The sequence below is a fragment of the Pseudomonas paracarnis genome (genome assembly GCF_904063055.1).
Classification (GTDB): domain Bacteria; phylum Pseudomonadota; class Gammaproteobacteria; order Pseudomonadales; family Pseudomonadaceae; genus Aquipseudomonas; species Aquipseudomonas paracarnis.
In genome coordinates this window covers 354,489-374,669 of the sequence record NZ_CAJFCN010000006.1, presented here as the reverse complement: position 1 = coordinate 374,669, position 20,181 = coordinate 354,489, and the positions used below count along the sequence as shown (strand labels likewise).

The window sequence follows — 20,181 nt, the reverse complement described above, 5'->3', positions numbered from 1 at the left end:
CGTTTGCACACACTATACTTATCGGGCACCTTGCACTAATCTTCTTGTTTAAAGAACGGTTTAGTTAGTTTTTATATTCAATTGTCAGGTGCGATTTTTGCATTGCAATGGCGCTTCACTGTGGCAATCCCAACGCCTAATTCGCTGGCAACCTGTGTCTGGATTAACCCCTGCTTTTTTAGTCGTTGCACTTTATTTGTAGTATCTACTGCGACGGGGCGACCAAACTGCTTTCCTTCAGCTTTGGCACGTATTAACCCTTGCTGAGTACGTTCTACCATCAAGTCACGTTCAAACTTGGCTACAGCGCTCAATACCTGCATTGTCATCTTGCCTGCCGGACTTGTCAGGTCAACGCCACCTAATGCTAGACAATGCACGCGAACTCCAACGCCAGCTAGATGTTCAACGGTCTGACGCACATCCATCGCGTTTAGGAAAAAGGTGACGGATTTATTTGATTTTCTCTTCACTACCAAATTCGAAGCAAACAATCCCTCTGGTTTGAGAGGGAACCAGAGGGATTGTAGTTTTTAAGTTTGAGAACGTAGATTTCTTAGGTCACGCGCTCGGCACATCCATCCGTCGTCCAATCACATCGAGCAAATCGCACCCGTCCCGCAGCGGAATTGAGCAGAGCAGTGCAAAATCACTGAGCACCACCGCATCACTACTGATTTCACTACGTAGAGCAAGGTTCTCAAGGACTTGTGTAACGGCACGAAGTCGATAGGTCGCGGCGTCGAGGAGTATTTCCAGCGGCACGGTGGTATCAACAAAAAGGGCAGGAGTGGCGCTGTCGTTGCTGGTGAGGGCAATGTATTGGTTCATGTGTAAAACTCCGGTTGTCAGAGGAGAGCAGCCACACATTTGTCGCCAAACAAAAGGGTGGCAGCTGTACGCAGGTTGGCGAACCGGGACAATCGGAAAAACCGGCAGACCCGAAGGTCTCCCGCGCACAGCTACCGTCGAGCAGCTTATTGCGCGCAGAAGCATCCCGCAAATACATAGGGGGAGTTTCTATCGATTTATCGTCGAGTCGCCAAACCCGGTCGCTATGTGAGCGACCGAGAGACTATAGGTGTGGCGATTTTAAAAAGGCAGCCTGTCGCTTCTGAATGGAGTGTAGGACGTTGCCCAAAGCCACCAGTACCCGCGCTCAATGCCTATGCCGATGATGCACATCCGGAAAATGCGCATGGCTATGCCTCATCACCCCATGTGCATGCACATGGCTATGAGGCACCTTCGAGTCCCACTCAAACCCATGCTCATGTTGATGATGCTCATCAAGCACATGCCAATGCCCATGTTGCGTTGCCTCATGCAGATGCTCATGGGCATGCCGCTCCGTCAGGTGCAGCCACACGCCCACGGCCATCAGCGCCGAGGCAATCCAGAAGGCCGCGGCCACCGATTCGCCAAATACCAGCAACGCCACTGCAGCACCGAAAAAGGGAAAAGGGGACGGATTTATGTATTTTATGGCCCGCACAGCGTTGTGTTTTATAGCTAACTTCGCCGACGGAACCCTCATGTTATTTCTGGCTCAGGGTTGCTATCGAAAGTCCGGAAACAACGAAGGTGAAACCCGCGCCCAGATTAAGCCCGTTGACCACCTTTGGCTTGCGTTGCAACCACGCCGAAAGACCCGTAGCAAAAATCCCCATGAGGGCGAAACCCAGTGCGGTCAAACCAGCGAACCACGCGCCGTACACCATCATTTGCACAGTGACAGAACCCAGTTGGGGGTTGATGAATTGCGGAATGAAGGCGAGCACAAACAGGCCCGGCTTTGGGTTAAGGGCTGCGGACAGAAAACCGGTAAAAAATATCTTCCTAAGCGGTTGGCGCGCGGTGGGCTGGAAGTTGATCAGGCTGCGAGAGCGCAGAACTTTAATGCCCAGCCAAAGCAAATAGCTGGCCCCAATCACCTTGACGATCCAGAAGGCCAACGCCGAGGTCTGCATCAAGAGAGTTAACCCAAGGGAGGCGGCCATAACGTGGAACAGAATACCGGTGCCAGAAGCTATTCCTGAAATGGCGGCTGCCAGTCTGCCCTGGCTTAGACCTCTGGCGATTGCCAGCAGGTTATCCGGCCCAGGGGAAAGCACAAGTAGTAGGCAGGCGGCGGTATAGGTTAACCAAATATCCAATGGGAACACATTTATTCTCCTTCGATTGCGCGCTAACCTTTATGCCTTCAGTGCGCGCTATGAGGTGCGGTGAAAGAATAGCAGCAGTATTAACCCAACACCCATGGGACGGCAGCTCTCACCACGGCCGCGGTTTTGTTGGTTGTGTGTGGCGTATGTTGACGCCGTCTGCAATGGGGCGGGTGAGTTTAAAGGATAGGCGTTTTTCGGCACGGCCCGCGCGGCTACCGATAGACTGGACGCCTCAATTTTTCAGGATGCAATACTCATGTTCAAAGCTGCCCTCGCTTCCTTGCTGTTGACCTGCACTTTTTGCGCTCACGCCGGTACGACGGTCGATGTGTCGAAGATTTACGGCAAGATTCAGTTCGTGGACAGCTATCCCGACTACAAGGTGAAGGTGGTGAATCAATTCCCCGACCTCAAAGTAAAGAAGGTGGATTCCTGGCCGGATTCTGTCGGGAAATGGCAAACCGTCGATAGCTATCCTGATTACAAGATCCAGATTGTCGATTCCTATCCGAACTTCACTATTGAATATGTAGAGAGCTGGCCTGGAGTCAATTGATCGCGGTAAACCGTTGCAGGTGGTCTGAGACGGCTTGTGGGGCGGGCTGGTGATCAGGGCTCTGTAAAACCGTAGTCCTTCTTCTCACTCTTTCTGTTGATCTGGCCCAAGCTGTTAAGCAAATCGGGTATCTTTGCCGCCTCAGCCGCCAGCCTGCCTCAGGCGCAGCGCATGATCGATTGTTTAGGGAAGAATGGAATGACACTCAGGGTGTTGGTAGTCGGTGGCTACGGCAATTTCGGCAGCATCGTTTGCCGGCATCTGGTGTTGGCGCCGGGCATTGAACTGGTGATCTCGGGTCGCGACCCTCATAAGCTGCAGCGCAAGGTGGATGAGCTGAAAAGCCAGTCGAACACCGCTTGCGAGGGCTGGTGCGGCGATGCCATGGGAGCCGGGTTCGCCTCCGTTTTGCGGTCGATGAACATCACGTGGGTGATCCACACCGGCGGCCCGTTCCAGGGGCAGTCCTATGCTGTCGCCCAGAGTTGCATCGACGCTGGCGTGAACTACTGCGACTTGTCCGACTGCCGCACCTTCGTCAACGGCGTGAGCGTGCTGGATGCACAAGCACGGCAGGCAGGCGTGGCGATCCTTAGCGGGTGCAGCTCCGTGCCGACGCTGTCGTCCGCCATCATCGATCAGTATCGCTATCGCTTCACCCGTATCGACTCGATCGAGCACGGTATTTCCTCCTCGGCCAAGATGCCGGGCCTGTCCACCGTCGAAGGTGTGCTGGCTTACGCGGGCAAACCCATCAAGCAGCTCAGGCATGGCCAGGTGCATGAAGTGCTGGGCTGGCAGGACCTGACGCTGCGCAAAATGCCTGAGCTTGGCACGCGGGTGTTGGCGAATGTGGACGTGCCCGACATGGACATCTTTGCTGGCCGCTATGGTGCCCACACCCTGAGCTTCAAGGCTGGTGCGGGGCTCAAGCTTGGCGGTGTCGCCAACTGTCTGCTGGCCCAGGCGCTGCGGTGGGGCGTGGTGCGTGACCATCTTGCCTGGGCTGCGCGGCTGCATCGGCTGGGTACTTGGTTCGAGCGCTTTGGCGATGGCAAAAGCGCGATGTACATCGACGTGAAAGGCCTTGGTGCAGAAGGGCAACCGCTGTCCCTGGCGGTGCAACTGACGGCGCTGAATGACAAAGGCCCGGAAATCCCCAGCTGCGCCGCCGTTGCTCTGGCCCTTAAAGTCGCCCAAGGCTATGTGCCTGAACCCGGTGCGCGGCCGTGCGTTGGCGAAATCACCGTCGACGAATACATGGCCGCTATCAACGACCCGGCGAACCTCAGCCTGGCCGTGCATTTCTCTGACGGGCAGGGCTGACCATGCTCTATCTGAGCCTGAAATACATCCACATCATCGCGGCGATTTTCCTGTTTGGCTTCGGCATGGGCTCGTATCTGTATCTGATCGCCGCGAGCCGTACGGCCAACCCGCAAGTGATTGCCCATGTGGCGCGGATGGTGGTGCAGTTCGATACCTGGATCACTACGCCGGCGGGCGTCATTCAGATCATTACCGGCTTTGTGTTGGTCAAGCTTGCCGGACTTGGGTTGACCACCGAATGGGTGCTGACTTCGCTGATCATCTTCCTGTGTGTGGGGGCTCTTTGGCTGCCGGTGCTGGTGCTGCAGAAGCGTTTGCAGCAGATGGCGCTCAGTGCGGTTGAGACGTGCAGCGCGCTTGGTGATGGATACCGCGGCGTCTATAGGCAATGGTTCTGGATGGGTGTTTTGGGTTTCTCTGGGATGTTTGTGATCGTGCTGATCATGGTCACGAAGATGACGCCATGGCAGTTGATTGGGCTGTTGCTGTGTGGCTGACATCAGCGCTGGCCGTTGCACTTGAGGCACTCGGGCTGAAATAAATGCCGTTCAGGGCTTGGTATTCCAAGCCACCGCACACAACGCCAAACCCGCCACATTCAGCGACACAGGATTAAACGCTTCCCTGAGCATCGACGGGCTGAACACCGCCACATCCACCAGCAGCCCCGCCAGCGCAGTCGCAGCCACTACAAGCGGCCAGATACTGCGTGGCGAAAGCAGTATCCATATCGCCAGGGCAATTTCCCCAACCCCCGCCAGCGTGGCGAACAACTGCACCTGCTCGATCCCGTGCGCCTGGATCATTGCCCGCTCACCCTGGCTTAGCCACAGCAGCTTTGGCACCAGCCCATGGTAGGCAAACATGAAAGCCAGGCCGCCCCGGGCGATCCAGTTGATGCGCACCAGGGAATTCATGGCTGATCCTTTAAAAAGCGCTGTTCATGATCCGCGTTCGGCAACAGACAGGTATCGTACTTCCCGAACAGCCGATAGCGATTGCGCGCGATGCGGTCGTAAGCCCAATCCCGAAGAAAGCGCGGGATGCCGCGCAGGAGCAGCATTGGGTGCCAGCGGGCAGGCAGTTGCGCAATGATTTCCAACACCGCCTCCGAACGCTCCCAACAGTGCCGATCGCGGATCACTGCGAGGGTGTCGAACTGCTCCAGCGGCAACCCCGCCCACGCCAGCAGCGCCTGACCCTCGGGTGACTGCACGGCGGCTAATCGCAAGCGCCGTTGGTGGTCGTGGCGGATCAGAAACCTTGCCCAACCGTTACACAGCTTGCACACCCCGTCGAACAACACCACGGTTTCACCGGGCTTGAGGAATGGCGCGGGCGTAGGGCGGGTGTCGGAGGCAGGCATGTGTGTAGGTCCAGTCGGGCCGGGTTGGCCTGGATCATACCTGCCTTCGCCTGCACTGTAATGTTTGGAGCCACTCCCACTGGGCTTCAGGATTGGAGAATACCGAAGTCTTTCCGTACCAAACGATCATCAATGCCTATGCCGATGATGCACATCCGGAAAATGCGCGTGGCTGTGGGTCATCACCTTGTGAACATGCACATGACTGTGCGGCTGCGCCGGATCCCACTCAAACCCATGCTCATGCTGGTGATGTTCATCATGCACATGCCGATGCCCATGTTCCGTGGCTTCATGCACATGTTCATGGGCATGCCGCTCCGTCAGGTGCAGCCACACGCCTACGGCCATCAGCGCCGAAGCAATCCAGAACGCCACGGTCACCGACTCGCCAAATGCCAGCAACGCCACTGCGGCACCGAGGAAAGGTGCGGTGGAGAAATAAGCCCCGGTGCGCGCACTGCCCAGCCCGCGTAGCGCCAGCACGAACATCACCAGGCTGATGCCATAGCCGAGGAACCCCACCACCAGGATCGGCGCCAATTGCGCCACGCCCGGAATCTGCGCCCCCAGGTAAAGCCCCAGGCTGCAATTCACCAACCCCGCAATCAAACCCTTGGCGCCAGCGATAAAGAGCGCGTCAGACGCCGACACCTTGCGCGTCAGGTTGTTATCAATGCCCCAGCACAAACACGCCAGCGCGACGGCGAGCGGTCCGGTCCAGTCCTGGTGGCTGCTGTCAGCACCGGACCACGACAACACCACGCCGCCCAGCACAATGGCAAGCATGCCGAGGACGATGCGTCGGTCGGCGTTTTCGCGGAACACAACCCAGGCGATCACGGCAGTCAGTACCGATTCAAGGTTGAGCATCAGGGAGGCGCTGGCGCTGGTGGTTCGGGTTAGGCCGAACATCAATGCAACGGGGCCGAAGATACCGCCGAAGGCGATGGCGCCAAGTAGCCAGGGCCATTCCGATGGGGTTAGCCCGGTAGGTTTCCAGCCGCGATCACGGATCAAGCGCACACCGGCAAGGCCAATGCCGCTGCCGAGGTAGAGCAGGCCGGCGAGCAGGATGGGCGAGAGGCCCAGGCCAAGGCTTTTGGCGAGCGGGGTACTGGCGCCGAACAGGGCGGCGGCCGCGAGGGCGTAAATGATGCTGAGGTTCATGGGCCATCCTCGAAAGTCAGGCCCATGATACGTCGCTTGCCGGGGTCAGCGCCCTGGCAATTTCGTACTTTATTGCGCGGTTTTCAGCTTGATCACATCACCGGAGATTTTGGTGGTGTAGCCGTTCAATACCCAAGCCCAGAACCACTTTTCCTGCACTTGTGTGTTGATCAACGCGTCGCCGCCCTTGGCCTTGATGGCTGCATCCTGGGCGCGTACGAAGCGGTTGTTCTGGCCGATGGGGATGACGCCCAGCAGCATGATGCCGGTGGCGCTGGCTTCGCTGTGGCCGAGGACGGTGTATTGGCTGGCGTCGTATTGCTGGGTTTTCATGGCGGTGCCGGTGCAACCTGCCAGGGTGAAACCAAGTACGGCTGCTGCAACGACTTTACTGACGTATTTCACTCATAACTCCATAGGTTCAATCTCGAGATTCAATTCTCGGGGGGGCGACACTCTAAGCGCTCAGTTGGCAGATTGAAATCAATCAGCGAGGCTGGGTCGCAGTCTGGCGGGTACTGCGCGGTGATCCCATTGCAGCCTGGTTGGGGCTCGACAGCGCCCACATTTATTCTTCGGCGTGTCAGAGATGCAGCCACGCCAGGCCACCCAACATCACCGCCACCCCGCCGGCGGTGTACGACATGCGTTTGAGCCATTCCTTGCGCGTGAGCAGGGTAATCGCCGCCAATGAAATCGCGATCTGAATCGCCGTCATCGCCTGGGCCCAGCGATGGTGCTGGTGCAGCGCTTCCTCGGATTTGTGGTCCCAGTCCCGTGAAGTGGCCTCAAGCGTTTCGGCCTGTTTACGCACTTCTTCCTTCTGGCGCTTGTAGCGCTCGATCTCCGCCTGGTAATGCGCCGCATCCACGCCGGGAATATGGCTGGCCAGTTCTGCCAGGTTCTGGCGGCTGGATTTGGCCTGGTAGTAGTTCCACTGGTTAGCGGCTTCGGTCTTGATGATGGCGGCGTTGTTCTTGTCCATCGCAGCTTCACTTTCGCTGGAGCCGGCCTGATAGCTGAGCATGGCACCGACGGTCGCCATGATCGCGGTCATCACGGCGATACGACTGGCAAAGCTATCGCCGCTGCCGTGAGCATGCTCGGTGGTGTGTTCAAGGTGTTTTTCGTGGGGGCTGGGAACTTCGAAGGCTTCGGACATGGGGCGACCGCGAACGGATTGAGGTGCGCTGATTGTTCACCAGCGCAGCTGTCTCAAGCCTGTACGTAACGCTGCAAACCTGCCACCAGTGCATCGAATGTCACCCGGCAGCGTGGGCTGTTGCGCAGGTCTTCGTGCATGCTGACCCAAGTGTCCATTTTAAACGCGAAGCCGTCAGGCAGCACTCGGCGCAGACGTGGGTCGCGCTGGGCCAGTTGTACCTGGCACCCACCGATGCCGGCACCGGCGCGGATCATTGCCAGTTGCGCCAGGTCGCTGTCGCTACTGATGGCGAAGGCGTTGCGCTCAAAACCCTTGATTGCCAGGCTGCGGATAAATGCATTGGCTTGATCAAAGCCGATGACGGAGTGGCCGGCCAGGTCGTGCATGTGTTGGGGGATGCCGTGTTGCTGCAGGTAATCGTCACGGGCATGCAGGCCGACTTCGATCAGGCCGATACGCCGCGCCAGCAGCTGCTCCTGGCTGGGGCGCACCATGCGCACGGCAATGTCGGCTTCCAGCTGCAGCAGGTCGCTCAAGCGGTTGGTCAGCACCAGTTCCACCTTCAGGTGCGGGTGTTCCCGGCGCAATTGCGTGATGATCGGCGGCAGTACCTCCACACCCACCACTTCACTGGCCGATACTCGTACCACGCCGCGCACCTCATCGCCTTGGGACGAGGCGGCGCGTTCAAGGGCGGCGGCGGTACGCGCCATGGTTTCTGCATGCGCCCGCAGTGTGTGGGCGACCGTAGTGGGTAATAAGCCTGAGGGCGAGCGGGTGAACAACACGACGCCCAGCGCCGTTTCCAGCGCGGCGATGTGCCGCCCTACCGTGGGTTGGGTGATGCCGAGCTGCCGTGCGGCCCCCGACAGCGATCCTTCCTTGAGTACACCAAGAAATGACCGGTAAAGCTCCCAACCGATATTCGTAGCCATACATAAATGTATAGCGGCTCGATACTCTTGGGCAATTCCTCTATAGCTGTTCCGCATCCAACATACCCTCATCAACCAACAGTGGGAGAGGGTGATGAGCAAGGTTCTGGTTTTGGGTGCAACCGGTGGCATTGGTGGCGAAGTGGCGCGGCAGTTGAGCGCGGCGGGCTGGGAGGTGCGGGCGTTGACTCGGGATCTGATCAAGGCTCGCAGCCAAAATCCTGTTTTTACGTGGCTAAAAGGCGATGCCCTGAATCGCGACGACGTGATCGCGGCCGCCCGGGGCTGCGCGGTAATCGTGCACGGCGTCAATCCGCCGGGTTATCGCAAATGGGCCGAGTGGGTGTTGCCGATGATCGACAACTCCATTGCGGCGGCCATCTGCGAAGGCGCGACAGTCGTGCTGCCCGGCACGGTCTACAACTTCGGGCCGGATGCATTCCCTGTGCTGCACGAAGACTCACCCCAGCACCCGCTGACTCGCAAGGGCGCGATCCGTGTGCAGATGGAGCAGCGCTTGCGAGCCGCTTCCACTCAGGGCGCCCGGGTGGTGATTGTGCGCGCTGGGGATTTTTTCGGCGCCAGGGTGGCCAATAACTGGTTTGCCCAAGGCTTGGTCAAACCCGGCAAACCGGTGCACACCATCCGCTACCCAGGCGATTACGGCGTGGCCCATCAATGGGCTTATCTGCCGGACGTAGCGCGTACAATGCTTGAGTTGATTGAGCGTCGTGCCAGTCTTGGCGCCTTCGCCTGCTTTCATATGGCTGGGTACATGGATGCGGACGGTACGCAGATGGCTAAGACGATCCAGCGTGTGGTGCTGCGCAGGACGGGCCAGCAACCCAGGGTCGGCGCGTTTCCCTGGTGGTTGTTGAACTGGGCGGCGCCTTTTGTCGTCACCGTGCGTGAGATGCAGGAGATGCGCTACCTGTGGCAAACACCGTTGCGCCTGGATAACCAGCGCCTGCTCGCGACGCTCGGCCATGAGCCCCACACACCGCTGGAACAGGCGGTGGAGGCCACCCTGGTTGGCCTGGGTTGCCTGCCTACTTGCGTTTGATCAGGCGTGCATACACGGCGAGGTTGACCACCACCACCACGGCCCCCAGCACTAATTGAGTATTCGCAGTCAGCCCGGCTGGGTAGATCATCGTCAGAATGTAATGCTCGATAAACCCACCGCCATAACCATCCTGCCCGGCCAAGTGGCGAAACAGGTTTTCCCAACGTGTAAGGGGGCAGGGCAGGTGCAGCACCTCTACCGCGATGCCCCAGGCAACGGCGGGCAGGTGCAGCCACATTACCCGGGGCCACTTCAGGGTGAGCAGGCCGCCGAACAGCACGAACAGGATAAAGGCCAGGTGGAACAGCACAAGGCCGTCGGCGGCTAGGCGGTAGAGCATGTTTGAGCTCGATGTGAGGTGAAGGGGGACGTGAATTTTTGCAGCGCGCCGTTATAGCTCCAGTTGACTGGCATTGATACCGAACGCTTTGGCTATTTTTTCCCGCGTGGTGCGGCGGGGTTTGCTGACCGCTTCCTGCTGGGCAAATGCCGATTGTGAAATACCCAGGCGTTTGGCGACTTCTTCCTGGGTCAGGCTCAGATGCTCGCGCCACGCGCGAATAGGTGTTGCGCCATCCACCAGGCGGCTGACTACCGCATGGGGGATCAGGTTTGGATCGTTTTGCTGCGCCACATAGTGTTCATAGGGAATCACCACATAGGCTGGCTCGCCCTGCGTATTGTGGATGATCTGTACGGCAGTAGGTTCGCTCGTCACGTTTTTTAACCTCTTGGATGCTGACGACCTGGATGCTGCCGTCCCAGTCGAAAAGGACCCGGTAATGACCTACCCGCAAGCGATAGCTGTGAGGATGGTTAACCAGTGCCTTGACGTTGATTGCATCGGGCATGTGTTCAAGAGCGGACACGGCATCGCGTACCTGTTGCTGATGATACGAATGCAACCGAAGCAATTGTTTGACGGCTTTTCGCGTCCATTGGATTGAATTCATGGGAGGTTAATAAGTCTTTTATAAGGTTTGCAATCGGTATTTTCAGATCCGCGTCAACGGGTCATGACGTTTTCCTCTCAAACCCTAGACGGCCGCCGTCAGCGCCGACGGGTAAAACTGTTGCGTGGTATGAATCAACGGAAGGCCCACGAAGGTTGCTTGCAGGCAACGAGGGCCGTTATTGTGCTGAATCCTTTTAGTCCTCGCCCCAAGGTTGTGTTGTGATGAATGCACCGCGTACCGCTGTCCCGATCAAAGCCGTGATTTTCGATATGGACGGGTTGTTGCTGGATACCGAAGGCATCTACACCGAAGTCACGCAGATCATTGCCGAACGCTATGGTCGTACCTACGACTGGGGCATCAAGCAGCACATCATCGGGCGGGGTGCCCAGGATTTGGCCGATTACGTGGTCAAGGCCCTGGACCTGCCGATCACGCCCGCCGAGTTTCTGGAAATACGCGAACCGCTGATGAGCGAGCGCTTTCCCAAGGCCTTGGGTATGCCCGGTGCCGAGGCGTTGGTGCGGCACTTGAAGGCGCACAATATTCCGATTGCGGTGGGCACCAGTTCATCGCGTAACTCGTTTGGCCACAAGACCACCCTGCACCGTGAATGGTTTGGCCTGTTCGACACCATCGTCACCGCTGACGACCCGGAAGTAGGCGCTGCCAAGCCCGCGCCGGATATCTTCCTCACCGCCGCGCGCCGGTTGGGTGTAGCGCCTGAGGATTGCCTGGTGTTCGAAGACTCGCCGTTCGGCGTGACGGCGGCGAAGGCTGCGCACATGACCGCTATTGCGGTGCCCGATGAGGCGATGGCTGACAGCAAGTACCAGCATGCTGACCAGATTATTCGCAAGCTCGCCGACTTTGATTTGGCCGCCTACGGCTTGCCTCCCATGGCCTGACCCCGCGCGGTCAAAAATGTGGGCGCTGGCTTGCCTGCGAAAGCGGTAGTGCAGTGACAGATGTCGCACTGACACACCGCCTTCGCGGGCAAGCCCGCTCCCACATTTGGTGTGCGGTTTTGCAAAATCAGGCGCTGAAACCACCGTCGATGGTCAGGCTGGCGCCCGTGATATAGCCGGCCTCCGGCCCGGCCAGATAGGCCACAAAACTGGCAATCTCCTCCACATGCCCATACCGTCCTACCGCCATCAACCCGATCAGGCTGTCGGCAAAATCACTGTTCGCCGGGTTCATATCGGTGTCCACCGGCCCAGGCTGCACGTTGTTGATGGTGATGCCCCGTGGCCCCAGGTCCCGCGCCAATCCCTTGGTCAACCCCACCAGCGCCGCCTTGCTCATGGCGTAGGGCCCGCCACCGCCAAAGGGCATGCGTTCGGCGTTGGTGCTGCCGATATTGATCACGCGGCCACCTTCGCCCATGTGCTTGGCGGCTTCCTGGGTGGCGATAAACACGCTGCGCACATTGATCGTCAAGGTCTGGTCGAAGTCTTCCAGCTTGAATTCGTCCAGCGGCGCGATGGCCAGCACGCCAGCGTTATTCACCAGGATATCCAGGCGTCCAAACGCCTCGACCGTGGCGTTGACCGCCGCGCGAATCGCCGTGGCATCGGCGCTGTCGGCGTGAATCGCCAGAGCCTGCCCCCCTGCGCCGATCACCTCGTTCTGCAGTGTTTCAGCCTTGGCGGCCGAGCTGACGTAGGTAAAGGCAACCGCTGCCCCTTGGGCGGCGAGGCGCTTGACGATGGCGGCGCCAATGCCGCGGGAACCGCCTTGAATCAAGGCGACTTTGCCGGTGAGGTTATGTGTGGTCATGTCGATCTCCGAGGTAGTTGATGGAGCGAGTATCGACCTCGCCCGCGCTGCTCGGTAGCCCGTGGTTGCTATAGTCTGTGTAAACCAAAAGTTTAGAGTGGAGCGATATGGAAAGCTTTGGCAGTATCGAATGCTTTGTGCGCAGCGCCGAGGGTGGCAGCTTTGCCGAGGCTGCACGGCACCTGAGCCTCACTCCCGCAGCGGTGGGTAAAAGCGTCGCCAAGTTGGAGGCGCGCCTCGGGGTGCGGTTGTTCCAGCGCAGCACTCGGCGTCTGGTGCTGACCGAAGCCGGCAAGGTGTTCCTGGCGGAAGTCAGCGGCAGCCTCACCACCATTCAGAATGCGGTCGCCAACCTGGCCAGTGCCGAAGGGCGGCCGGTGGGCACGCTCAAGGTCAGCATGGGGCCAGTGTTCGGCAATCGGTATGTGGTGCCGTTGTTGGGCGAATTCATGCAGCGCTGTCCGGATATCAGCCCGGACTGGCATTTTGATAACCGCCAGGTCGACCTGATCGGGCAAGGCTTCGATGCGGCCATCGGTGGCGGGTTTGATCTGCCCCAAGGCGTGGTGGCGCGCAAGTTGACCCCGGCGCACCGGGTGCTGGTGGCGTCGCCGGATTACCTGGCGCGACGCTTGCCGGTGCGGGCGCCCGACGACCTGTCGCACTGCCTCGGCATCTTGATTCGCTCGCCGCAGACTGGCCGGGTGCGTTCATGGCAACTGACCCACCGTGAGCGCGAGCACAGCCCACTGGTACTGAAGCCAGCCATGACCATGAGCGACTCCGAAGCCGCCTGCTGCGCCAGTGCCCAGGGCCTTGGCATCGCGCTGGTGAGCATGCCAATGGCCGTGCCGTTCCTGGACAGCGGTGCGTTGGTGCGAGTGTTACCCGATTGGTATGTGGACGACGGTAATATTTCCATCTACTACGCCGAGCATAAGTTGCTGCCGGGCAAGACGCGGGCGTTTGTGGATTTCATTATTGAGCAGTTCGCCGAGCAGAAACTGGCTCAACGATTCAGTGCCATCTGAGCAGGGCCTTGCATCGAGTCGTGGCCATCGCGGGCAAGCCCGGCTCCCACAGTGATCGCAATCCAATGTGGGAGTCGGGCTTGCCCGCGATGCAGGCGCATCGGTCTACCGCCCGAACTTGCCCGGCCATCCAATGACTTTCTTCGGCCGCGGCGCCGCATACGTCCTGATCTTCGAGGTCGACAACCCCAACCGCACCAACGACTCGGCCACCATCACCGCCGCCGTCACTCCGTCCACCACTGGCACCCCGGTGCGCTGGCGGATCTGCTCATCCAGCCCGGCCATGCCGCCGCAGCCCAGGCAGATCACCTCGGCCTTGTCGTCGCGGATGGCCAGTTCGGCCTGGCGCACGATGGCCTCCGTGGCGCCCAGCGGGTCTTCTTCCAGTTCCAGCACCGCCATGCCGCTGGCGCGCACCGAAGCACAGCGCTGGTAGAGGCCGGCGAGTTTCAGCCGGTCTTCAATCAGCGGCACAGTGCGGTCCAGGGTGGTCACCACCGAGTAGGCGTGCCCCAGGAACATCGCGGTGCTGGCCGCCGCTTCGGTGATATCCACCACCGGCACATTGAGCAGTTCCTGCAGGCCTTCACGGCCATGTTCGCCATAGCCGGCCTGGATCACCGCATCAAAGGGCTGGTCGTAGGCCATTACCCGATCCATCACGGCGATGGCTGCCAGATAGCTTTCAAAATTGCCTTCCACCGATTCTGCGCCGAAGTACGGGGTGAGCCCGACAATCTCGGTGCCCGGTGAAGCCACGGCCCGTGCTTGCTGGGCAATGGTGTCGGTAATGGATTCGGTGGTGTTGACGTTGACCACGAGGATACGCATGGAAAGTCCTTGTTTAATGACTGACGTTATCGACGGCAATGCTTTCGCCGCTGACATCGGCGTAGTGCGGTTGACGCTTGGCAATCAGCAGGTACAGCAACCCTGCAATGCCGGCGCCAAACAACCAGGAAAACGGCGAGACGCTGGCAAACCCCGGCAACAGCGCCAGCAGGATGGCGATCACCGCCGCCGGAATGAACGCCGCCACCGCACGCATATTCACCCCCCGGCTGTAGTAATAAATGCCTTGGGGGTCTTCGCTGTACAGCTGCGGCACATCCACCTGGCTTTTACGGATCAGCCAGTAATCGACCATGATCACCCCGTACAACGGCCCCAGCAGCGCGCCGAGGCCAGAGAGAAAATACACGATCACCAGTGGGCTGTTATAGAGGTTCCACGGCAGGATCAGCACGGCAACGAAGGCGCTGATCAGTCCGGCGCGGCGAAAGTTCAGGTACTTGGGCGCCAGGTTGCTTAATACAAAGGCCGGGGCGACGAAGTTGGCCATGATGTTCACCGCCACGGTGACGATCAGGAAGGCCAGGCAGCCGAGCACGAGAAAGAAGGTGTTGGGGATCGCCGCGATGATTTCGGTCGGGCTTTCGATCACGCGGCCATTGAGCTGGAACTGCCCGCCGCACAGCAGCACGGTGATGGCGGCGAACACCAGGATATTCACCGGCAGGCCCCAGAAGTTGCCGACCTGGATAGTCCTGCGGCAGGGTGAGGAACGGGCGAAGTCGCAGAAGTTGAGGATCAAGGTGCCGTAGATGGCCAGCCACAGCGCGCCGCCGGCAAAGATATTGCGCCACATCTCGCCGCCACTCAGGGGCTCGCGGATCGACCAGGCAATTTGCCCGTTCGCCTGGAAGTACATCCAGCCGGCCAGTGCGGCCACGGTCAGCAGAATCACCGGCCCGGCGAAGCCTTCATAGCGACGTACCATTTCCATGCCATAGGCGAGGATCACCAACTGCACCAGCCAGATCGCCACAAAGCACGCCCAACCCAGGGTCGACAGCCCCAGAATCGAGTCGTGGTCATAATCGGCAAAGCCTGGATGAATGGCGGTCAGCAGCACGCGGAAAACTACCGAGGCCAGGTAGGTCTGGATCCCAAACCAGGCAATCGCAATTACCGCCCGAATCAACGCCGGAATCTGCGCCCCATGAATGCCGAAGCTGATACGGCTGATAACCGGAAACGGCACACCGGTCTTCTGCCCCATGTAGCCCGACAAGTTCATAAAGAAGTACACCAGCGCCGCGCCGATCCCCAGGGACAGCAATATTTGCCAGCCGCCCAGGCCTAATGCATAGAGGCCGATGGCGAATGAGTAGTTGGCGATGTTGTGCACGTCATTGGTCCACAACGCGAAGATGCTATAGCGCCCCCAGCGTCGGCCTTCGACCTTGGTGGGCGCCAGGTCCTTGTTGTGCAGGCGCGGGCTGAGTACCAGCGGGCCGGGGCCGGCGGCCGCAGGGTTTAACGGGGAGGAGGGCAGATCCAGTGCGAGGGTGTTCGAGAGACTTGTACGCATTCCGGCAGGCTCCAGCGCATCTGCAGCAAAGCGGCGGATGGCAAAGTGTATGTAGGTTTTGTATTGATTGTATACAAAGCGCACTTCTGCCTAAGCCATATGCGTGCCAATTCTCGATATATGAAAATCTTGGCTAATTTCGTTTTTATATAGGTTGAGAATAACTCACTGAATCACGGACACTATAAGTTGACCGTTTGAACAGGTATTTATTTTTTTGTTAATTGGAGGGCTATTTATAGACGGCGCCATTGGCGCAGAGAGATGTTACGTTTTGGTGCGTTGTATATTAAGTTGCACACAAAAATGGCACTTATGGTTACAAGGTTGTGTACAAGATTTACCCGGCCGAAAGGAAATCTCGCTTTCTGTAGGAGCGAGCAAGTTCGCTCCTACAGAGGCGGTGGCATGAGAGGCTCAAGCCTTGCTGATGATATTCCCCGCATGCAGCCCGCATTCCTTCTGCGTGGCTTCTTCCCACCACCAGCGGCCTTCGCGCTCATGCTGGCGGGGCAGTACCGGCCGGGTGCAGGGCTCGCAGCCGATGCTGATGAAGCCGCGCTCATGCAGGCTGTTGTACGGCAGCTCCAGCATGCGGATGTAGCCCCACACCTCTTCGCTGGTCATCTGCGCCAGCGGGTTGAACTTGTACAGGGTGCGTTCCGGCGTGGAGAACGCCGTGTCGATTTCCAGCGCCGCCACCTGGCTGCGAGTGCCGGGGCTCTGGTCGCGGCGCTGGCCGGTGGCCCAGGCGCTGACACCTGCGAGTTTGCGGCGCAGCGGTTCGATCTTGCGGATGCCGCAGCATTCGCCATGGCCGTCCTTATAGAAGCTGAACAGGCCTTTCTCTTTGACGAAGGGCTCCAGCTTGCTCGGGTCTGGCGAGATCAGCTCGATGTCGATCTTGTAGAACTCACGCACCTGCTCGATAAACCGGTAGGTCTCCGGATGCAGGCGGCCGGTGTCGAGGCTGAACACCTTGACGTTCTTGTTCAGCTTCCAGGCCATGTCCACCAGCACCACATCCTCGGCACCGCTGAAGGAAATCCACAGGTCATCGCCGAACTGGCTGAACGCCAGCTTGAGAATGTCCTGGGCAGACTTGTTGGCATAAGTCGTGGCGAGTTCAACGACGTCGAAGGCTTGGTTCATCAGGACGGTTCCTACAGGTCAGTGGCGCTGAGCGCTCTCTAGGAGGGCGATGGTATCAAAAACTGTCCCGCGTTGCGGCGGCTGGCTTGAGTCGCTAGAGTTCGGCAGTCCTTTTGCTCGCTCAACTAACAACATCTAATAGGAGTGTCGTGTGGAAATTGCCTGCCTTGACCTGGAAGGGGTACTGGTTCCGGAAATCTGGATCGCCTTTGCCGAGAAAACCGGCATTGAGTCCCTGCGGGCCACCACCCGTGACATCCCCGACTACGACGTGCTGATGCAACAGCGCCTGCGTATCCTCGACGAGCATGGGCTCAAGTTGGCCGATATCCAGGCCGTGATCGCCACACTCAAGCCGCTGGACGGCGCGATCGAGTTCGTCAACTGGCTGCGCGAGCGCTTTCAGGTGGTGATCCTGTCCGACACCTTCTACGAGTTCTCCCAGCCGCTGATGCGTCAGCTGGGGTTCCCGACCTTGCTTTGCCACCGCTTGATCACCGATGAAAACGACCGGGTGGTCAGCTACCAACTGCGCCAGAAAGACCCCAAGCGCCAATCAGTGCTGGCATTCAAGACCCTCTACTACCGCGTGATCGCTGCCGGTGATTCCTACAATGACACCAGCATGCTGGGTGAAGCTGACCGTGGGATTCTGTTCCATGCGCCGGACAATGTGATTCGCGAATTCCCGCAGTTCCCGGCGGTGCATACGTTTGAAGACTTGAAAAAAGAGTTTATCAAGGCGTCGAATCGGCAGTTGAGCCTGTAAGTTATGCGGCGCGGCTGATTGCCCCATCGCAGGCAAGCCAGCTCCCACCTTCGACCCTGTAACGTCAAACGACGCGGTCAACTGAGGGAGCCGGGGTTGCCCGCGACGGCATCGGCTCCGTCACCGCCTAACCCTCGGCCAGCAAGCGCTCATAAGGAATACGCAAGCCTTCATGCAGGCGTTTGATCATCGCCAGGCTCAGCTTGCGCTTGTGGTTCAGCACCTCTGACACCCGCCCACTGGTGCCGATAAACGGCTCCAGATCGCGGGCGGTCATGCCCAATTGCTCCATGCGAAACTTGATAGCCTCTACCGGATCCGAAGGGGGCATGGGGTAATGCTCGGCTTCGTACTTCTCGATGAGGATTGCCAGGATTTCCAGCTCATCACCTTCAGGCGAGCCGGGTAGTGCTCCCCATATCTGCTCGACTCGTACGAGTGCCGCAGTCAGTTCTTCCTGGGAGTGAATAGGTTTGATGTTCATCACGCAGTCTCCGCGTTGATCTGGTCGTACTGAGCGTGGGTCCCCACGAACCGTATAAACCCTAGTTGTCGCTGGTAGTCGATGGCCATGATCACTCGATACTTGTTGCCGCCGACGTTGAACACGACCCTGCCGCCCTTAAGAATGCTCGCTGTTCTGAGCTCGGCACTTGAGTGCTTGCGGTGTTGGATAATTGGCCTTTTCCATGTGCCGATACCACTCGACCAGCGGTGTTCTGGCGTCGCTATAAGCTGAATGGCTTTCCCAGAATATTCGTAGGGTAGAGAGAGCGATTATCCGCATCGCTTCAACCTCCCATTTTGGGAGATCATAGGTGCGATTGCGCGGTTAGGCAATCTCGGAAATATTTCCAGACGAGGAGGTAGTCGCTTCATGTGATCCTTCACAGGTGGCGGTGGACGGTCGATCCGGACGCTATATGCAAGCGTCTATTCCGTCCACAGCGGTTCTGATTCAGGCTTTTTCTATCGCATGGCGTTCTACTCGAACGCTAGGCAGGGGCTGTGCCCTACAGGTTTTCCAACGTTTGTAACAACACCCGCACCTTCGTCAGCGACTCCTGATACTCCGCCTGCCACTGCGAATCCGCCACAATCCCGCCGCCACCCCAGCAACACACCTGCCCATCCTTGACCAGCAAGCTGCGAATCGCGATGGAACTGTCCATCTCGCCGCGCACGTCCAGGTACACCAGCGAGCCGCAATACAACCCGCGGCGGGTGGGTTCAAGCTCGTCGATGATCTGCATGGCGCGAATCTTCGGCGCGCCGGTGATGGAGCCGCCAGGGAAGCTGCCGGCGATCAGGTCGAGGGCGTCTTTGTCGTCGGCCAATATGCCAGTGACGCTGCTCACCAAGTGGTGCACGTTGGGGTAGCTTTCCAGGCTGAACAGCTCCGGCACTTTCACTGAGCCGATACGGCAACTGCGGCCAAGGTCGTTGCGCAGCAGGTCGACGATCATCAGGTTTTCTGCGCGGTCCTTGGGGCTGGCCAGCAGTTCGGCGGCGTTGGCGGCATCCTCTTCTGGCGTCAGGCCGCGAGGGCGGGTGCCCTTGATCGGGCGAGTCTCGACCTGGCGTTCGCTGATGCGCACAAAGCGTTCCGGCGACAGGCTCAGCACCGCGCCGTCATCCGGCAGGCTCTGGAACCCGGAAAACGGTGTCGGGCAGGCCTCGCGCAGGGCGCAGTAGGCCGCCCACGGGTCGCCGCTACAAGGTGCGCGAAAGCGTTGGGTAAAGTTGACCTGGTAGCAGTCGCCGGCCTGAATGTAATCCTGAATACGCAGGATGGCCTGCTGATATGCCTCCAGGCTGAGGTCCGGCGCCATGGGGCCCTGAAGCTTGAAGGCGGTGGGCGCGCTGCCCGTTGCATGACTGAACAGAGCGATCAGCCGTTGCCGCTCGCTATCGGCCAGCACCGGGTGAAACACCAGCTGGCTGGTGCGCGCCTGGTGATCGCTGACCAGCGCCCAGGCATACAACCCCAGGCGCGCATCCGGCAGGTGCAGGTCGTCCACGGCCAGGCGTGCAACCTGTTCCAGGTGCCGGCCGAAGTCATAGCTCAAGTAACCGATCAAACCGCCGGCAAAGGGCAATTCAACCCCAGCAGGCAGGGCGGCCTCACCCAACTGCGCCAGGTTCTCTCGCAAGCGTTGCAGGAAATCGCCGCCGCTTTCATCCGGCCCAACCGTCAAGGTTGCTTCAGGCCAGGCGCTGAGCAGGTCATAGCGCCCCCGCTCGGCAGCCGGGCGGCCGCTGTCGAGCAGCACCGCGCCAGGCGCATGGCGAATAGCCGCAAAGTACTCGGCGGGGTTGGCCCGGTAGGGTAAGGGGTAAACGGAACAGGTCGACATGC

23 protein-coding genes and 4 pseudogenes are annotated in these 20,181 nt (G+C 59.2%); 7 read left to right on the top strand and 20 right to left on the bottom strand.

The annotated features are described in order from the left end of the window. Window positions 1-77: 77 nt before the first annotated feature. The 4 genes and pseudogenes from JMV15_RS15860 to JMV15_RS15845 all read right to left on the bottom strand — a co-directional run. Window positions 78-434, bottom strand: a pseudogene (locus JMV15_RS15860) (recombinase family protein); the annotation flags it as partial. Between the two features lie 127 nt (window positions 435-561). Continuing rightward, a complete protein-coding gene (locus JMV15_RS15855; RefSeq protein ID WP_069868706.1) occupies window positions 562-831 on the bottom strand; it encodes a short-chain dehydrogenase in 270 nt (89 codons plus the stop codon). 328 nt (window positions 832-1,159) lie between these two features. Further along, window positions 1,160-1,468, bottom strand: a pseudogene (locus JMV15_RS15850) (EamA/RhaT family transporter); the annotation flags it as partial. Window positions 1,469-1,538: 70 nt separating this feature from the next. Then, window positions 1,539-2,165, bottom strand: a complete 627-nt coding sequence (locus tag JMV15_RS15845; protein ID WP_069868702.1) for a LysE family translocator — start codon at window positions 2,163-2,165, stop codon at window positions 1,539-1,541. A gap of 259 nt (window positions 2,166-2,424) precedes the next feature. On the opposite strand from JMV15_RS15845, the gene JMV15_RS15840 reads away from it, so the two are divergent. The 3 genes from JMV15_RS15840 to JMV15_RS15830 all read left to right on the top strand — a co-directional run bounded on the left by JMV15_RS15840 (window position 2,425) and on the right by JMV15_RS15830 (window position 4,550). Beyond that, the gene (locus JMV15_RS15840) at window positions 2,425-2,724 is read left to right on the top strand and encodes a hypothetical protein (protein ID WP_201491746.1); all 300 of its coding nucleotides are present in this window, start codon (window positions 2,425-2,427) and stop codon (window positions 2,722-2,724) included. Window positions 2,725-2,922: 198 nt separating this feature from the next. Further along, complete coding sequence (locus JMV15_RS15835) at window positions 2,923-4,050, top strand: saccharopine dehydrogenase NADP-binding domain-containing protein (RefSeq protein ID WP_032903085.1); 1,128 nt, start codon at window positions 2,923-2,925, stop codon at window positions 4,048-4,050. A gap of 2 nt (window positions 4,051-4,052) precedes the next feature. Further along, window positions 4,053-4,550, top strand: a complete 498-nt coding sequence (locus JMV15_RS15830; protein WP_020302613.1) for a DUF2269 family protein — start codon at window positions 4,053-4,055, stop codon at window positions 4,548-4,550. A 51-nt stretch (window positions 4,551-4,601) separates the two neighbouring features. Here the strand turns inward: JMV15_RS15830 and JMV15_RS15825 are convergent, their stop codons facing one another. The 6 genes from JMV15_RS15825 to JMV15_RS15800 all read right to left on the bottom strand — a co-directional run bounded on the left by JMV15_RS15825 (window position 4,602) and on the right by JMV15_RS15800 (window position 8,689). Beyond that, a complete protein-coding gene (locus JMV15_RS15825; protein WP_020302614.1) occupies window positions 4,602-4,970 on the bottom strand; it encodes a DoxX-like family protein in 369 nt (122 codons plus the stop codon). Next, window positions 4,967-5,419, bottom strand: a complete 453-nt coding sequence (locus JMV15_RS15820) for a thiol-disulfide oxidoreductase DCC family protein (RefSeq protein ID WP_020302615.1) — start codon at window positions 5,417-5,419, stop codon at window positions 4,967-4,969. Before JMV15_RS15820 ends, JMV15_RS15825 begins: the two co-directional genes overlap by 4 nt. A 129-nt stretch (window positions 5,420-5,548) precedes the next feature. Next, window positions 5,549-6,589, bottom strand: a complete 1,041-nt coding sequence (locus JMV15_RS15815) for a DMT family transporter (RefSeq protein WP_069868698.1) — start codon at window positions 6,587-6,589, stop codon at window positions 5,549-5,551. Between the two features lie 69 nt (window positions 6,590-6,658). After that, window positions 6,659-6,994 (bottom strand): hypothetical protein, encoded by a 336-nt coding sequence (locus JMV15_RS15810; RefSeq protein WP_003193349.1) that lies wholly within the window; start codon window positions 6,992-6,994, stop codon window positions 6,659-6,661. A 178-nt stretch (window positions 6,995-7,172) separates the two neighbouring features. Continuing rightward, window positions 7,173-7,751, bottom strand: a complete 579-nt coding sequence (locus JMV15_RS15805; protein ID WP_058410711.1) for a DUF4337 domain-containing protein — start codon at window positions 7,749-7,751, stop codon at window positions 7,173-7,175. Between the two features lie 53 nt (window positions 7,752-7,804). Then, window positions 7,805-8,689 (bottom strand): LysR family transcriptional regulator, encoded by an 885-nt coding sequence (locus tag JMV15_RS15800; protein WP_058410712.1) that lies wholly within the window; start codon window positions 8,687-8,689, stop codon window positions 7,805-7,807. 94 nt (window positions 8,690-8,783) lie between these two features. On the opposite strand from JMV15_RS15800, the gene JMV15_RS15795 reads away from it, so the two are divergent. Beyond that, a complete protein-coding gene (locus JMV15_RS15795; protein ID WP_014719514.1) occupies window positions 8,784-9,752 on the top strand; it encodes an NAD-dependent epimerase/dehydratase family protein in 969 nt (322 codons plus the stop codon). Here JMV15_RS15795 and JMV15_RS15790 read toward each other — a convergent pair. The 3 genes and pseudogenes from JMV15_RS15790 to JMV15_RS15780 all read right to left on the bottom strand — a co-directional run. Further along, the gene (locus tag JMV15_RS15790) at window positions 9,739-10,095 is read right to left on the bottom strand and encodes a DUF2784 domain-containing protein (protein WP_014719513.1); all 357 of its coding nucleotides are present in this window, start codon (window positions 10,093-10,095) and stop codon (window positions 9,739-9,741) included. The two genes, JMV15_RS15795 and JMV15_RS15790, sit on opposite strands and share 14 nt — an antisense overlap. 51 nt (window positions 10,096-10,146) lie before the next feature. Next, on the bottom strand, window positions 10,147-10,473 hold the full coding sequence (locus JMV15_RS15785; RefSeq protein WP_014719512.1) for a helix-turn-helix domain-containing protein: 327 nt from the start codon (window positions 10,471-10,473) through the stop codon (window positions 10,147-10,149). Further along, window positions 10,457-10,708: pseudogene (locus JMV15_RS15780) on the bottom strand (type II toxin-antitoxin system RelE family toxin); the annotation flags it as partial. The pseudogene JMV15_RS15780 and the gene JMV15_RS15785, both read right to left, overlap by 17 nt. A gap of 224 nt (window positions 10,709-10,932) precedes the next feature. Here JMV15_RS15780 and JMV15_RS15775 point away from each other — a divergent pair. Next, the gene (locus tag JMV15_RS15775) at window positions 10,933-11,619 is read left to right on the top strand and encodes an HAD-IA family hydrolase (protein ID WP_019820575.1); all 687 of its coding nucleotides are present in this window, start codon (window positions 10,933-10,935) and stop codon (window positions 11,617-11,619) included. Between the two features lie 127 nt (window positions 11,620-11,746). On the opposite strand, the gene JMV15_RS15770 is transcribed toward JMV15_RS15775, so the two are convergent. Next, on the bottom strand, window positions 11,747-12,493 hold the full coding sequence (locus JMV15_RS15770; protein ID WP_060767356.1) for a 3-oxoacyl-ACP reductase family protein: 747 nt from the start codon (window positions 12,491-12,493) through the stop codon (window positions 11,747-11,749). 107 nt (window positions 12,494-12,600) lie between these two features. On the opposite strand from JMV15_RS15770, the gene JMV15_RS15765 reads away from it, so the two are divergent. Continuing rightward, complete coding sequence (locus tag JMV15_RS15765; protein WP_019820571.1) at window positions 12,601-13,524, top strand: LysR family transcriptional regulator; 924 nt, start codon at window positions 12,601-12,603, stop codon at window positions 13,522-13,524. 105 nt (window positions 13,525-13,629) lie between these two features. On the opposite strand, the gene JMV15_RS15760 is transcribed toward JMV15_RS15765, so the two are convergent. The 3 genes from JMV15_RS15760 to JMV15_RS15750 all read right to left on the bottom strand — a co-directional run bounded on the left by JMV15_RS15760 (window position 13,630) and on the right by JMV15_RS15750 (window position 17,053). Then, entirely contained in the window at window positions 13,630-14,358 is a 729-nt protein-coding gene (locus tag JMV15_RS15760; RefSeq protein ID WP_060767355.1) for an aspartate/glutamate racemase family protein, read from the bottom strand. Window positions 14,359-14,371: 13 nt separating this feature from the next. Continuing rightward, window positions 14,372-15,901, bottom strand: coding sequence for an NCS1 family nucleobase:cation symporter-1 (locus tag JMV15_RS15755; RefSeq protein ID WP_019820568.1), 1,530 nt, complete (start codon window positions 15,899-15,901; stop codon window positions 14,372-14,374). A 417-nt stretch (window positions 15,902-16,318) separates the two neighbouring features. Beyond that, window positions 16,319-17,053, bottom strand: a complete 735-nt coding sequence (locus tag JMV15_RS15750) for a phosphoadenylyl-sulfate reductase (protein WP_014719506.1) — start codon at window positions 17,051-17,053, stop codon at window positions 16,319-16,321. Between the two features lie 151 nt (window positions 17,054-17,204). Here JMV15_RS15750 and thrH point away from each other — a divergent pair, with 151 nt between their 5' ends. Then, the gene (gene thrH / locus JMV15_RS15745; protein WP_014719505.1) at window positions 17,205-17,822 is read left to right on the top strand and encodes a bifunctional phosphoserine phosphatase/homoserine phosphotransferase ThrH; all 618 of its coding nucleotides are present in this window, start codon (window positions 17,205-17,207) and stop codon (window positions 17,820-17,822) included. 127 nt (window positions 17,823-17,949) lie between these two features. Here the strand turns inward: thrH and JMV15_RS15740 are convergent, their stop codons facing one another. The 3 genes and pseudogenes from JMV15_RS15740 to pabB all read right to left on the bottom strand — a co-directional run bounded on the left by JMV15_RS15740 (window position 17,950) and on the right by pabB (window position 20,179). After that, on the bottom strand, window positions 17,950-18,306 hold the full coding sequence (locus tag JMV15_RS15740) for a helix-turn-helix domain-containing protein (protein WP_069868696.1): 357 nt from the start codon (window positions 18,304-18,306) through the stop codon (window positions 17,950-17,952). Next, a pseudogene (locus JMV15_RS15735) lies at window positions 18,306-18,609 on the bottom strand (type II toxin-antitoxin system HigB family toxin). Before JMV15_RS15735 ends, JMV15_RS15740 begins: the two are co-directional and overlap by 1 nt. 226 nt (window positions 18,610-18,835) lie before the next feature. Beyond that, complete coding sequence (gene pabB, locus JMV15_RS15730; protein WP_069868694.1) at window positions 18,836-20,179, bottom strand: aminodeoxychorismate synthase component I; 1,344 nt, start codon at window positions 20,177-20,179, stop codon at window positions 18,836-18,838. Between the last annotated feature and the right edge of the window lie 2 nt (window positions 20,180-20,181).

Coding starts and splice junctions, on each gene's coding strand:
- JMV15_RS15855 (WP_069868706.1), bottom strand. CDS start 831: ATGAACCAATACATTGCCCTCACCAGCAACGACAGCGCCACTCCTGCC.
- JMV15_RS15840 (WP_201491746.1), top strand. CDS start 2,425: ATGTTCAAAGCTGCCCTCGCTTCCTTGCTGTTGACCTGCACTTTTTGC.
- JMV15_RS15835 (WP_032903085.1), top strand. CDS start 2,923: ATGACACTCAGGGTGTTGGTAGTCGGTGGCTACGGCAATTTCGGCAGC.
- JMV15_RS15830 (WP_020302613.1), top strand. CDS start 4,053: ATGCTCTATCTGAGCCTGAAATACATCCACATCATCGCGGCGATTTTC.
- JMV15_RS15825 (WP_020302614.1), bottom strand. CDS start 4,970: ATGAATTCCCTGGTGCGCATCAACTGGATCGCCCGGGGCGGCCTGGCT.
- JMV15_RS15820 (WP_020302615.1), bottom strand. CDS start 5,419: ATGCCTGCCTCCGACACCCGCCCTACGCCCGCGCCATTCCTCAAGCCC.
- JMV15_RS15815 (WP_069868698.1), bottom strand. CDS start 6,589: ATGAACCTCAGCATCATTTACGCCCTCGCGGCCGCCGCCCTGTTCGGC.
- JMV15_RS15805 (WP_058410711.1), bottom strand. CDS start 7,751: ATGTCCGAAGCCTTCGAAGTTCCCAGCCCCCACGAAAAACACCTTGAA.
- JMV15_RS15800 (WP_058410712.1), bottom strand. CDS start 8,689: ATGGCTACGAATATCGGTTGGGAGCTTTACCGGTCATTTCTTGGTGTA.
- JMV15_RS15795 (WP_014719514.1), top strand. CDS start 8,784: ATGAGCAAGGTTCTGGTTTTGGGTGCAACCGGTGGCATTGGTGGCGAA.
- JMV15_RS15790 (WP_014719513.1), bottom strand. CDS start 10,095: ATGCTCTACCGCCTAGCCGCCGACGGCCTTGTGCTGTTCCACCTGGCC.
- JMV15_RS15775 (WP_019820575.1), top strand. CDS start 10,933: ATGAATGCACCGCGTACCGCTGTCCCGATCAAAGCCGTGATTTTCGAT.
- JMV15_RS15770 (WP_060767356.1), bottom strand. CDS start 12,493: ATGACCACACATAACCTCACCGGCAAAGTCGCCTTGATTCAAGGCGGT.
- JMV15_RS15765 (WP_019820571.1), top strand. CDS start 12,601: ATGGAAAGCTTTGGCAGTATCGAATGCTTTGTGCGCAGCGCCGAGGGT.
- JMV15_RS15760 (WP_060767355.1), bottom strand. CDS start 14,358: ATGCGTATCCTCGTGGTCAACGTCAACACCACCGAATCCATTACCGAC.
- JMV15_RS15755 (WP_019820568.1), bottom strand. CDS start 15,901: ATGCGTACAAGTCTCTCGAACACCCTCGCACTGGATCTGCCCTCCTCC.
- JMV15_RS15750 (WP_014719506.1), bottom strand. CDS start 17,053: ATGAACCAAGCCTTCGACGTCGTTGAACTCGCCACGACTTATGCCAAC.
- JMV15_RS15740 (WP_069868696.1), bottom strand. CDS start 18,306: ATGAACATCAAACCTATTCACTCCCAGGAAGAACTGACTGCGGCACTC.
- pabB (WP_069868694.1), bottom strand. CDS start 20,179: ATGTCGACCTGTTCCGTTTACCCCTTACCCTACCGGGCCAACCCCGCC.